This is a genomic window from Pseudomonas sp. GW821-FHT01A09 (assembly GCF_058986725.1).
Map to the genome: position 1 here is coordinate 24472 of NZ_JBYSWB010000037.1, position 12654 is coordinate 37125.

Below are 12654 nucleotides of genomic sequence, written 5' to 3' on the forward strand. Positions count from 1 at the left end.
CGTAACATTAAACATGGATTGTAATTTACGCATAACATATCGCCCCGTCCACCGTTGTTATTTATACGTAACATGGGCACTCGTATGTTATCTAAGAATAACAATCTATGCTTCATGAACCTGGACGATTCACTATTTCCATCGCCCCCCGACCTGAAATCCATTAAAGTAGTGGCCCCCTGCCCAGCCAGGCACCCAGCGCTCGGCACTTCTCTCCAGGAACCCTCGACGATGGAACATCGTGAAGCGCTGATCGCGCTGCGCACCTTTCTCTCCACCCAGATTCTGGGGCAGGAAAAACTCGTCGAGCGTTTGTTGATCGTCTTGCTAGCCGATGGCCACATGCTGGTCGAAGGGGCACCGGGACTGGCCAAGACCAAGGCCATCAAAGAGCTCGCCGAAGGCGTCGAGGCGCAGTTCCACCGCATCCAGTTCACCCCCGACCTGCTGCCCGCCGACATTACCGGCACCGAGATCTATCGGCCGGAAACCGGCAGCTTCGTGTTCCAGCAAGGGCCGATCTTCCACAATCTGGTGCTGGCCGACGAGATCAACCGGGCGCCGGCCAAAGTGCAGTCGGCCTTGCTGGAAGCCATGGCCGAGCGCCAGGTCAGTGTCGGGCGCAGCACCTATGACCTGTCGCCGCTGTTCCTGGTCATGGCCACGCAGAACCCCATCGAGCAGGAAGGCACCTACCCGCTGCCCGAAGCCCAGCTCGATCGCTTCCTGATGCACGTCAAGATCGGCTTTCCCGATGCCGCCGTCGAACGGCGCATCCTCCAGCAGGCCCGCGGCGAAGCGCTCAACGGTGAAACCAAGCCCGAACGCCGGGTCAGCCAGCAGGCCATCTTCGCTGCGCGCAAAGAGATCCTCGGCCTGTACATGGCCGATGCGGTGGAGGAATACCTGGTGCAGCTGGTCATGGCCACGCGCACCCCGGCCAAGTTCGACGCCGAGCTGGCCGAGTGGCTGGCCTATGGCGCCAGCCCGCGCGGCTCGATCTCGCTGGATCGTTGTGCCCGCGCCCACGCCTGGCTGGCCGGGCGCGACTTCGTCAGCCCGGAAGACATCCAGGCGGTGCTGTTCGACGTGTTGCGCCACCGCATCATTCTGTCGTTCGAAGCCGAGGCCGCCGGGGTCGACCAGGATCGCGTGATCCAGCGCATCCTGGATGTGGTCGCGGTCGCCTGACCGCCGCGCCATGCCTAGCTCACTGCCCTCCGCGCCCGGTATCCGCGTCAGCCTCCAGGAGCTGATCGAGATGCGCCATCGCGTGCGTGAAGTGCAGTTGTTTTCCGGCCCCGGCCAGCGCAGCCCGCTGGTAGGCCTGCACCATTCCAAGCTGCGCGGGCGCGGCGTCGACTTCGACCAGGTGCGCGTGTACCAGGCCGGCGACGACGTGCGCAGCATCGACTGGCGAGTCACCGCGCGAACCCAGGAACCGCACACCAAGCTGTTCCACGAAGAACGCGAACGGCCGGTGTTCATCCTCGTCGAGCAGAGCCGCCAGCTGTTTTTCGGCTCGGGGCTGATGTTCAAATCGGTGCTCGCCGCCCAGGCCGCGGCACTGATCGGCTGGGCCACCCTGGAGCATAACGATCGCATCGGCGGGCTGGTCTATGGTGACCACGAGCATTACGAGATCAAGCCGCGGCGCAGCAAGCAGAGCCTGCTGCAACTGCTCAACCGGCTGGTGCACGTCAACCACTCGCTGAGCACCGATGCGCGGCCCGAGCCGGACGCGCTCAACCTGGCCCTGCGCCGCGCCCGGGAAGTGCTGCGCCCTGGCAGCCTGGCGATCGTGCTGTGTGACGAGCGGGCCCTGACCGACGCAGCGGAACAACAGCTGAGCCTGCTGGCGCGGCATTGCGACTTGCTGCTGTTGCCGGTGTCCGATCCGCTCGACCACGCCCTGCCCGCCGCCGGCCTGCTGCGCTTCGAACAACGGGGCGCGCGGCTGGAACTGGACACCCTCAATCAGGACCTGCGCCAGGCCTATCGCGCCAAAGGCGAGGCACGGGTGGCGCGCTGGGAGTTGCTCGCGCAAAAACTGCGAGTGCTGTTGATGCCCCTCAGCACCCAGAGCGAAATGATCGAACAACTGCGTGAATACCTGAACCCGCAACGCCCGGTCAGCCCGTCATGAGCGCCCTCGACCAACTGCAGCCTCTGATACTGCCGCCGCCCGTCAGCGCCTGGCCGCTGGCACCCGGCTGGTGGGCGCTGCCGGTGCTTGTGGGATTGCTGGCCTGGGCCCTGTGGCGCGCGCGTGGGCGCTGGCAGCGGGCGCCCGAACCCGAGCGCACCGAACAGCCCCTCGACCCGGTGCGCCTCGAAGCCCTGGCCCAACTGGCCGTGCTGCCGCGGCCCTACAGCGCCCCGGCCGGCGAGTGGCTGCAGCAGCTCAACGCCCTGCTCAAGCGCCTGTGCCGCAACCATTACCCCAACGCCAACAGCCACACCCTCAACGGCCGCGAATGGCTGGCGTTCCTCGACAACCGTTGCCCGGCGGCCGGCCTGACGCGCTGGATGATTCTGGTGGAGGGCGTCTACAAGCCCGAATGCAAACTGGACGACAAGGCCATCAACGGCCTGTATCAGTCGATCGACACCTGGATTCGCAAGCATGTTTGATTTCGCCTGGCCGTGGATCTTCATCCTCCTGCCGCTGCCTTGGCTGATGCGCATCCTGCTGCCGGTGGCCGACAGCGGCGAGCCGGTGCTCAAGGTCGGCTTCCTTGACGAACTCGAAGGCCTGGCCGGGCGTCGCGCGCGCATCAACCTGCCGGCCTGGCGCCAGCAATTGCCGTACATTCTCCTGTGGCTGTTGCTGCTGTGCGCCGCCGCTCGCCCGCAATGGCTCGGCGCGCCCTTGCCGATCGCCGCCAGCGGCCGCGACCTGCTAGTAGCGGTGGATGTGTCCGGCTCGATGGACTACCCCGACATGCAATGGCAAGGCGAGGACGTCAGCCGCCTGACGTTGGTGAAGAACCTGCTGGGCGACTTTCTGGAAAACCGCAAAGGCGATCGCGTCGGTCTGATCCTGTTCGGCAGCCGTGCCTATCTGCAGGCACCGCTGACCTTCGATCGGCGCACCGTGCACACCTGGCTCGATGACGCACAGGTAGGTATCGCCGGCAAGAACACCGCCATCGGCGATGCCATCGGCCTGGCCCTCAAGCGCCTGCGCCAGCGCCCTACCCAGAGCCGCGTGCTGGTGCTGGTCACCGACGGCGCCAACAACGCCGGGGAGATTCACCCGCTCACCGCGGCACGCCTGGCCGCGCTGGAACACGTGCGCATCTACACCATCGGCATCGGTGCCGACCCCGAGCAGGAAAGCGCCATCGGCCTGCCCGGCGTCAACCCCAGCCTGGACCTCGACGAACCGACCCTCAAGCAGATCGCCAGCCTTACCAACGGCAGCTACTTCCGTGCCCGCGATGGCGCCGAACTGCAACGCATCGGCGCCAGCCTCGACCTGCTCGAACCCGTGGCCCAGCAGCCGACCGAAGCGCGCCCGGCCCAGGCGCTGTACAGCTGGCCGCTGGCCGCCGCATTGCTGCTGAGCATGCTGCTGATGCTGCGCGAGCACTGGCCGGACAACCCCCTGCAACGGCTGCTGGCCAAGCGGCGCTTTCTGCCGGTAGCCACTCCGCACTGGCGCGAACGCCTTGATCGGCTGCGCCTGCGGAGGCACAAATGAGCGAGCCGTGGCCGTTCTGGTTCCGCCCCCAATGGCTGCTGATAGTGCCGCTGGCGCTGTGGCTGCTGTGGCGTCTGTGGCATCGGCCGCGGCGCAACGGGCGCTGGCAGGCGATTCTGCCGCCGGCCTTCCATGCCATCTTGCTCGGCGGTGGCAGCGGACGCACCAGCAAACTGCCCTGGGTGCTGCTGGCCGTCGCCTGGCTGTTGGCCATCGGCGCACTGCTGGGCCCCAGCTGGCAACGGGTCGAACAGACCACGCAAAAACCCGCCGATCCGCTGGTGGTGCTGTTCGAGCTGACCCCGGAAATGCTCGCTGCCGACGTCAGCCCCAACCGCCTGGAAGTGGCCCGGCGCAAGCTGCTGGATCTGCTCGAAAGCCGCGGCCAGACGCAGACCGCGATCATCGTCTACGCCGGCAGCGCCCACGTGCTGGTGCCGCTGTCCGACGACCTGATCACCAGCCGCAACCTGCTCGACGCCTTGATTCCGTCGATCATGCCGGAGCCCGGGCAACGTGCCGATCTGGCCGTCGACCGCGCCCTGGCGTTGCTCAAGCAGGCCGGTCTGGGCCAGGGCCGACTGCTGTTGATCGCCTCGTCGCTGACCGATCAGGAGCGCGATGGCCTGCAGCGGCGCCTGGGGCGCAATACCCCGCCGTTGTCGATGATCGGCATCGGCACCTCGGAGGGCGCGCCGGTCACCGAAGAAAACGGCGAACTGCTCAAGGATGCCCTGGGCGGTATTGCCCTGCCGCGCCTGGACAGCGCCAGCCTCGACCACTTCATCGACTCGCTGGGCGGCCATTATCGCCAGGCCCGGGTCGACAGCCTCGACCTGCGCGAATTGGGCCTGCTCGATGCGCCCCACAGCCGGCAGAATCTGCAAAGCACCCTGCAACTCGACACCTGGGAAGACCAAGGCTACTGGCTGCTGTTGCCGCTGCTGTTCCTCGCCGCCTGCGCCGGACGCCGTGGCTGGTTGTTCTGCCTGCCGCTGCTGTGGTGCCTGCCACAACCCAGTTATGCCTTCGACTTCAGCGACCTCTGGTGGCGCGCCGATCAACGCGGCCAGCAATTGCTCGAAGCGCAACGCCCGGCCGCCGCCGCGCAGCAGTTCGAAGACATCCGCTGGCAAGGCGTAGCCCTGTACGAGGCCGGCGATTATGCCGGGGCCCTGGAGCGCTTCGCCAAGGGCGACACCGCCGCCGATCACTACAACCGCGGCAACGCCCTGGCCCACAGCGGCGACCTGGCAGCGGCGCTGGATGCCTATGACCAAGCGCTGGAGCGCCAGCCCGATCTGCAGCCGGCGCTGAAAAACCGCGTTCTGGTGCAACGTCTGCTCAAGGCTCGTCAGGCCCGTGAGCTGGCCGAAGCGCAGGCGCAAAAAGCCCGCGAACAGGCCGCCCAGGGCAACCCGTCGACGCCCCCCGAGGTCGGTGCCGGTGAGGGTGCCGGCAGTGCGGCCAACGCCGATGCAACGGCCAGCAATCGCAATGGCGCCGGCGCCGACGCCGACGATGGTGCGGCCACCGCGAACGGCCCGCCCGCCACCAGCACCGCGCCGCCGGCTGCGGCACCGAGCAATCCAGACAGCGGCGCCCTGGCTCCCAACCGCCCTGCTCCACCACCGACCAACGCCGGCGTCCCCGGCACCGGGCAGTTGGCCGACGCCACGGAGGCGGCGCCGAAAGCCCCCGCCGAGCCGCCCGACCAGGATCTCGACGGCGAACAACGCCAGGCCCTGGAACAATGGTTGCGACAAATCCCCGACCACCCTTCAGAATTGCTCCGGCGAAAATTCTGGTACGAACAGCAACAGCGTCAGGACAAACCCCAATGAGCCGCATCAGCGCCTTGCTCTCGATCGTCATCCTTGCCCTGCTGGCCAGCGTCAGCCAGGCCGCGACCCTGGTCGCCAGTGTCGATCGCACTCGCCTGGCGGTCGGCGAGACGTTCGAGCTGACCCTCGCCTCCGACGACTTCACCCAGTTCGGCAAACCCGACCTCACCGCCCTGCAGGCCGATTTCGAGGTGCGCGACACGCGCCAGATCAACCACCTCACCGGCCTCAACGGTGATGCCCCAGCCACCACGCGCTGGATCATCACCCTGGTGGCGCAGCGCACCGGCAACCTGAACATCCCGTCGCTGCAACTGGGCGACGCACACAGCCAGAGCATCGCCATCACCGTGCTAGCCGCCGACGCGCCCGGCAAGCAGAACCCGGCGCCGATCTTCATCGACGCCAGCCTCGATCAGGATCAGGTCTACGTGCAGGCTCAGGCGCTGCTGACCTTGCGCGTCTATCACTCGGTGGCGCTGTATGACGACAGCAGCCTCACGCCTTTGCAGATCCCCGACGCCCGCATCGAGTCGCTGGGCCCGCCGCGCACCTACGAAAAACTCATCAATGGCGTGCGCCACGGCGTCATCGAATGGCGTTTCGCGATCTACCCGCAACGCAGCGGCGAACTGTTGATTCCAGCGCTGGTGTTCAGCGCCACGCCGGCGCAAATGAACGCCGCCGACGACCCTGCCAGTGCTCAGCCGGGCAAGCTCGCCCATGTCAGCTCGGCGCAGATTCCGTTGGAAGTCAAAGCCAAACCGGCGGGCTATCCGAGCGATGCGCCCTGGCTGCCGGCGCGCAGCCTGGCGCTGGATGAAAGCTGGAGCCCGGAACCTGAGCAGAGCCAGGTCGGCGACTCACTGACGCGCACCGTCACGATCAAGGCCGATGGCCTGGCCAGTGCGCAGTTGCCGCCGCTGCCCGCTGCCGAAATCAAGGGCCTGCGCCGTTACCCGGACCAGCCGCAACTGAGCAACGCCAACAGCGAGCGCGGCCTGATCGGCAGCCGCGAAGAGCGCACGGCGCTGGTCCCCACCCGCAGCGGTGAAATCGATCTGCCGGCCATCGATGTGCTCTGGTGGAACACCCGCGAAGATCACCTCGAACACAGCAGCCTGCCCGCCCGCTCACTGCAGGTCAGCGACAGCCCGAGCCTGGCGGTCGACACCCCGGCCGGCGATAACGTCGCGCAAAGCGCCACCGCCAGTGCCGTATGGCCCTGGAAGCTGGCCACCTTGCTGCTGGCCTGCACCACTGCGCTGGGTTTCGGCCTGTGGTGGCGGGCGCGTTCGCAACCGGCGATCCAGCGCGTCGCGCAAACCGGCCCGAGCCCGCGTACACTGCTCGACGATCTCAAGCGCGCCAGCCTGGCCAACGATCCACAGGCCACGCGCCAGGCGCTGGACGCCTGGGCCCGTCAGCAGCCGGAAACCCTGGCCGACATGGCCGCGCGCTTTGTGCCGCTGTCCAACGCCCTCGACGGCCTCAACGGCGCGCTGTACAGCGAAGCCGGGCAGTTCTGGCAGGGCGAGGCGCTGTGGCGCGCCATCGGCACCATCCCGGCCAGCGAACGGCGTCAGGCGGCAGGCGGCGACAATGCCGGCCTGCCACCGCTCTACCCCAAATAGCGCGCCGCCTGCGCCGCTGTCATCGCGCAGGCCAGCCTTGCTGTAGCCCCATTGCACAGGATTCCCATGCGACTGTTTCACACCTCCGACTGGCACCTGGGTCAAAGCCTCCACGGCCAGGACCGCGACTTCGAACACGGCTGCTTTCTCGACTGGCTGCTGGGCCAGCTCAAGCACCGCCAGCCCGATGTGCTGCTGATCGCCGGCGACATCTTCGACACCGTCAACCCGCCGGTCAAAGCCCAGGAGCGGCTCTACGACTTCATCGTCGCCGCCCACGAGCAGCAACCCAAGCTGACCATGGTGATGATCGCCGGCAACCACGACTCCGGTTCGCGCATCGAGCTGCCGGCGCCGTTGATGCGCCGCCTGCGCACCCATGCGCTGGGCCGTGTGCTGTGGCTGGATGACGGCCAGCTTGATGCCGAGCGCCTGCTGTTGCCGCTGCCCGACGCCGAAGGCAAGGTCGCCGCCTGGTGCCTGGCGCTGCCGTTTCTGCGCCCCGCGGAGGTCACCGGCCTGCACTTGGGTGACGACTACCTGAAGGGCATCGCCCATGTCCACGAATCGCTGATCAAGGCCGCCAATGCCCGCCGTGAGCCCGATCAGGCGCTGATCGCCATCAGCCACGCGCACATGGCCGGCGGCAGCGTGTCGCTGGAATCCGAGCGCAGCCTGATCGTCGGCAACGCCGAGGCGCTGCCCGCCAGCCTATTCGATGCGAGCATCGCCTACGTCGCCCTCGGCCACCTGCACAAGCCGCAGCAGGTCAACGGCGAATCGCGCATTCGCTACAGCGGCTCGCCCATCCCGCTGTCGTTCTCCGAGATCGGCTACAAGCATCAGATCCTGCAGATCGAGTGTCAGGGCGAGCACCTGGTGAGCGTCGAGGCGCTGCCCATCCCCCGCGCCGTAGCCCTGATGCGCGTCGGTCCCTCGCCCTTGGCCGAACTGATCGCACGCCTGGCCGAGTTGCCTGATCTCGACCTGCTGGCCGACCCCGAGCGTCAGCCTTGGCTCGAAGCCCGGGTGATCCTCGACGAGCCACAGCCGGACCTGCGCCAGCAGATCGAAACCGCCCTGCAGAACAAAGCCGTGCGCCTGGTGCGCATCGCCGCCGAATACGCCGGCCGTGGACGCCAGGATGACGACGACGGCCCACTGATCGAACTCGGTCAACTGAGCCCGCTGGAGCTGTTCAGCCGCGCCTGGCAGGACAGCTACGGCAGCGCCGCAGATGATCAGGCCCTGAGCGATTTCGCTCTTTTGCTGCAGGACGTGCAACAGGAGAGCGAAGCATGAAGATCCTCGCCATCCGCCTGAAGAATCTGGCCTCTCTGGCCGGCCCGATCGAAGTCGACTTTACCGCTGAACCCTTGGCCAGCACCGGCCTGTTCGCGATCACCGGCCCCACCGGCGCCGGCAAGAGCACCCTGCTCGACGCCTTGTGCCTGGCGCTGTTCGGCAGCGTGCCGCGCCTGGGCAACCTCAAACGCGAAACCAAGGTGCCGGATGTCGACAGCGACATCGGCTCCGACGATCCGCGCACCCTGCTGCGTCGTGGCAGCGGCAGTGGTTTTGCCGAGGTGGATTTCGTCGGCATCGATGGCCGCCGCTATCGCGCCCGCTGGGAAGCCAATCGCGCCCGCGACAAGGCCAACGGCAAGTTGCAGAACAGCAAGCAGAGCCTCTACGACATCGACGCCGAACAGGTGCTGACCAGTCAGAAGCGCGAATACGAGTTGCTGATCGAAGCACGCCTGGGACTCAACTTCGAGCAGTTCACCCGCGCCGTGATGCTCGCCCAAAGCGAGTTCAGCGCCTTCCTCAAGGCCGACGACAAGGACCGTAGCGAGCTGCTGGAAAAGCTCACCAACACGGCCATCTACAGCCAGTTGGGGCGCCGTGCCTTCGTCAAGGCGCGCGAAGCCCAGGACGCCCATCGTCAGCTCGAGTCCGAAGCCGTGGGCGTGCAGCCCCTCAGCGAGGAGGAGCGCGCGCTGCTCGATCAACAGTTCAGCGACGCCCAGCAGCAACTCGAAGCGCAACGCGGGCAACTCAAGCAACTCGACCAGCAACGCCAGTGGCTGGCCGAATATCAGCGCCTGCACACCCAGGTCAATGACGCCAGCGCGCAACGCCAGCAGGCCCAAGCGCACTGGCAGGCACTGGCCGGCGAGCGCATCGACCTCGGCTTGCTGGAACAACTGGCGCCGCAGCGGCATGTGTTCGCCCGCCGCCAGGCCGTACAGGCGCAACTGACGCCCCTGGCCGAGCAGTTGCAGCAGAGGCGCGAGCGCCAAGCGCTGCTAAGCGATGAACAGGCCCAACTGCAAAGTGCCGGCGAGCTCGCCCGCCAGGCCCTGACTGCGGCCCAGGCGCAACAGAGTGAATCGGCCCCGCGCCTGCGTCAGGCCTTCGAGGCGGAACGGGATCTGGCCCGCTTGCAACAGGAAGCCGACGCTCAGCAGACCGAGGCCGCTGCCAGCCAGGAGCAGGTCGAGGCCGGCCGCAAACACCTCGACGAGCTGCTCGCCCGCCAGCAACTCAGCGTCACCACTCTGGAGCGGTTGCAAGGCGAGCTGGAAAAATCCGCCGAACTCGCGCCACTGGCCGACGCCTGGAGTGCCTGGCGCGATCGCTTGCAGGCCTATCTGCTGGTGCACAATCGCCTGGCGCAAGGCAGCGCCGAACTGGCGCAATTGCAGGCGCGCGCGCAAAGCACCGGCGAGGCCCTGGCGGCCCAGCGCAATACCCTCGAAGTCCTGTATCGCGAAGCCGATACCGAGCCCGATGCCGTTGCCGAACAGGTGCAGATCCTCGCCAGCCTGCTGCAGGACAATCGTAAGCAGCAGCGCGGGTTCGAAGAGCTGTCGCGGCTGTGGGCCAGCCTGCAGGAACTCGAACGCCGCAGCGTTGCCCTCCAGCAAGATCAAGCCGACGCCCAGCAGCAACGCGAGCAACTCACCGGCGAAGGCCTGCAGACCCGCGACGCCTTGCAGGTGGCCGAGCAGACCCTGAGCGTCACCCGCGCCTTGCTTGAACGCCAGCGCCTGGCCCGCAGCGCCAGCGTCGAAACCCTGCGCGAGCAACTGCACAACGATGAGCCCTGCCCGGTGTGCGGCAGCACCGAACACCCCTGGCATCAGCCCGAGGCGCTGCTGCAGGACATGGCCGTGCACGACGAACAGGAAGGCGCTACCGCGCAACAGGCGGTGGATGCCCTGAAGGAAAAAGTCGTGGAGCTGCGCGAGCGCGTCGGCAGCGTGATCACCCGGCAAAAGGACCTGCTGCAGCAACAGGAGCGCCTGCATCAAGAACGCAGCGCGCTGCTGCCGAGCCTGGAAACTCACGCCCTCGGCAGCGCCTTGCTGGAGCGCGATGCCGCCCAGCGGGACGCCTGGCTAAGCCAGCAACTGAGCCACGTCGAACAGCAGATAAGCCAGGACGAAGTGCGCCAGAACGCCCTGCTGACGCTACAGCAGGATGCCGCGCGGCTGCAGCAGGAACTGCGCGCCACCACCCAGGCGAGCGAAACCGCCAGCCAGCAACTGGCCGAACAACAAAGCCAGTTGAACAACGATCGGCGGCGCCTGGATGAAGATCGCCAGGCGTTCGCCGCCGTGCTGACACCCACCTGCATGGAGGGCTTGAGCGAGGATGCCGCCAACACCTTCATGCAGCTGGATCGTCAGGTGGCCGAGCGTCTGGCCAGCGCCGAGCAACACCGGGATGAACACAACGAACAACTCGAACGCCAACAGCTGATCGACCGCCAGCAGCTGCAACAGCACAATGCCGCGCAGCAACTGCAAGCCCTGCAAACCCGCCTTGGCGAGCGCACGGCGCAATTGCAAACGCTGCGTGAACAGCTGCTGCACCTGCTGGCCGAATACTCCAGCGCCGAGCAGTGGCAACAGCATCAACAGCAGGCGCTGGAGCAGGCTCGCAACGCCCAGAGCGAGAGCGAACAGCGGCTGCAAGAGATCGATCGGCAGTTGCTGCAACTGGCCACCGAGCTCAAGGGCGGCGACGAACGCTGGCAGGCCCTGAATGAAGAAAGCCAAGGCCTGGCCAGCGACATCGAGCAGTGGCGTGCCCGCCATGCCGAGCTGGACGACGACGGCGTGGCCCGCCTGTTGAGCGTCGATGACGCGCAGCTGCAAGCGCTTCGGCAACGTCTGCAGGCCAGTGACAAGGCCGTTGAACAAGCGCAGGTGTTGCTCGCAGAACGTGAACAACGGCTGCAGGCCCATGCCCAGGCGGGGCAATCGTCTGACCCGAATGCCACCGCCGAGACGCTGGGCGAAGAGCTCGAACAGGCCCTGACGCAATTGCAATCCGCCGTGCATGCCAGTGAACAGCAAAGCGCCGAGCTACGCGCCCGCCAGGTGGACGACCAACGCCGTCGCGATGCCAATCAGGCGCTGGCACAGCGTATCGCCACGGCCTATGGCGAATACCAGCGCTGGGGCCGCATCAGCGCGCTGATCGGCTCGGCCAGTGGCGATACCTTCCGCAAGATCGCGCAGGCCTACAACCTCGACCTGCTGGTGCACCATGCCAACGTGCAACTGCGCCAACTGGTGCGCCGCTATCGCCTCAAGCGCGGCGGCAGCATGCTCGGGTTGCTGGTGATGGATACCGAGATGGGCGACGAACTGCGCTCGGTGCACTCGCTGTCCGGCGGCGAAACCTTCCTGGTGTCGCTGGCGTTGGCATTGGGGCTGGCGTCGATGGCGTCGAGCACGCTGAAGATCGAATCGCTGTTCATCGACGAAGGCTTCGGCAGCCTCGACCCGGAGTCGCTGCAACTGGCCATGGACGCCCTCGATGGCCTGCAGGCGCAGGGCCGCAAGGTGGGGGTGATTTCCCATGTGCAGGAAATGCACGAACGCATCCCGGTGCAGATCAGGGTGGTGCGCCAAGGCAATGGGCTAAGCACCGTCGAGGTCGGCTAACCCTGTGGCGAGGGGGCTTGCCCCCGATAGGCCGGTACTGACACCGCGCATTGCAGCTCAGGCCCATCGGGGGCAAGCCCCCTCGCTACAGGTGCTGCGATATCCGATGGCGAAGGTCTGCGTCGTCGCCAAGGCAATGGGCTGAGTAACCCTGTGGCGAGGGGGCTTGCCCCCGATAGGCCGGTACTGGCACCGCGCAGTGCAGGTCAGGCCCATCGGGGGCAAGCCCCCTCGCTACAGGTGCGGCGGTGTCATTTGAGGAACTTGATGTCCGATGGCGAAGGTCTGCGTCGTCCCTAGGGCACTGGGTTGGGTAACCCTGTGGCGAGGGGGCTTGCCCCCGATAGGCCGGTACTGACACCGCGCATTGCAGGTCAGGCCCATCGGGGGCAAGCCCCCTCGCTACAGGTTCGGCGGTGTCATTTGAGGAATTTGATGTCCGATGGCGAAGGTCTGCGTCGTCCCTAGGGCACTGGGTTGGGTAACCCTGTGGCGAGGGGGCTTGCCCC

Annotated in this window: 8 protein-coding genes; all 8 read left to right on the forward strand. The window is 66.6% G+C overall.

All coding sequences use genetic code 11. The features are described from left to right. Positions 1–231: 231 nt before the first annotated feature. The 8 genes from AC3WJP_RS26715 (at position 232) to AC3WJP_RS26750 (ending at position 12145) form a co-directional block, all read left to right on the forward strand. Positions 232–1191 carry an AAA family ATPase gene (locus tag AC3WJP_RS26715; protein WP_226506648.1) on the forward strand — a complete coding sequence of 320 codons (960 nt, stop codon included), beginning with the start codon at positions 232–234 and terminating at the stop codon, positions 1189–1191. Positions 1192–1201: 10 nt separating this feature from the next. Continuing rightward, on the forward strand, positions 1202–2146 hold the full coding sequence (locus AC3WJP_RS26720; RefSeq protein ID WP_493721372.1) for a DUF58 domain-containing protein: 945 nt from the start codon (positions 1202–1204) through the stop codon (positions 2144–2146). Further along, positions 2143–2634, forward strand: coding sequence for a DUF4381 domain-containing protein (locus AC3WJP_RS26725; RefSeq protein ID WP_493721371.1), 492 nt, complete (start codon positions 2143–2145; stop codon positions 2632–2634). The genes AC3WJP_RS26720 and AC3WJP_RS26725 overlap by 4 nt, the downstream gene beginning before the upstream one ends. Continuing rightward, the gene (locus AC3WJP_RS26730) at positions 2627–3706 is read left to right on the forward strand and encodes a vWA domain-containing protein (RefSeq protein ID WP_493721370.1); all 1080 of its coding nucleotides are present in this window, start codon (positions 2627–2629) and stop codon (positions 3704–3706) included. The genes AC3WJP_RS26725 and AC3WJP_RS26730 overlap by 8 nt, the downstream gene beginning before the upstream one ends. Beyond that, positions 3703–5550: a VWA domain-containing protein gene (locus tag AC3WJP_RS26735; protein WP_493721369.1), complete on the forward strand. Its 1848-nt coding sequence runs from the start codon at positions 3703–3705 to the stop codon at positions 5548–5550. Before AC3WJP_RS26730 ends, AC3WJP_RS26735 begins: the two co-directional genes overlap by 4 nt. Next, positions 5547–7184: a BatD family protein gene (locus AC3WJP_RS26740; protein ID WP_493721368.1), complete on the forward strand. Its 1638-nt coding sequence runs from the start codon at positions 5547–5549 to the stop codon at positions 7182–7184. Before AC3WJP_RS26735 ends, AC3WJP_RS26740 begins: the two co-directional genes overlap by 4 nt. 66 nt (positions 7185–7250) lie before the next feature. Continuing rightward, a complete protein-coding gene (locus AC3WJP_RS26745) occupies positions 7251–8486 on the forward strand; it encodes an exonuclease SbcCD subunit D C-terminal domain-containing protein (protein WP_493721367.1) in 1236 nt (411 codons plus the stop codon). Beyond that, positions 8483–12145 (forward strand): AAA family ATPase, encoded by a 3663-nt coding sequence (locus tag AC3WJP_RS26750; protein ID WP_493721366.1) that lies wholly within the window; start codon positions 8483–8485, stop codon positions 12143–12145. Before AC3WJP_RS26745 ends, AC3WJP_RS26750 begins: the two co-directional genes overlap by 4 nt. Positions 12146–12654 lie beyond the last annotated feature (509 nt).

Coding starts and splice junctions, on each gene's coding strand:
- AC3WJP_RS26720 (WP_493721372.1), top strand. CDS start 1,202: ATGCCTAGCTCACTGCCCTCCGCGCCCGGTATCCGCGTCAGCCTCCAG.
- AC3WJP_RS26740 (WP_493721368.1), top strand. CDS start 5,547: ATGAGCCGCATCAGCGCCTTGCTCTCGATCGTCATCCTTGCCCTGCTG.
- AC3WJP_RS26730 (WP_493721370.1), top strand. CDS start 2,627: ATGTTTGATTTCGCCTGGCCGTGGATCTTCATCCTCCTGCCGCTGCCT.
- AC3WJP_RS26715 (WP_226506648.1), top strand. CDS start 232: ATGGAACATCGTGAAGCGCTGATCGCGCTGCGCACCTTTCTCTCCACC.
- AC3WJP_RS26745 (WP_493721367.1), top strand. CDS start 7,251: ATGCGACTGTTTCACACCTCCGACTGGCACCTGGGTCAAAGCCTCCAC.
- AC3WJP_RS26725 (WP_493721371.1), top strand. CDS start 2,143: ATGAGCGCCCTCGACCAACTGCAGCCTCTGATACTGCCGCCGCCCGTC.
- AC3WJP_RS26735 (WP_493721369.1), top strand. CDS start 3,703: ATGAGCGAGCCGTGGCCGTTCTGGTTCCGCCCCCAATGGCTGCTGATA.
- AC3WJP_RS26750 (WP_493721366.1), top strand. CDS start 8,483: ATGAAGATCCTCGCCATCCGCCTGAAGAATCTGGCCTCTCTGGCCGGC.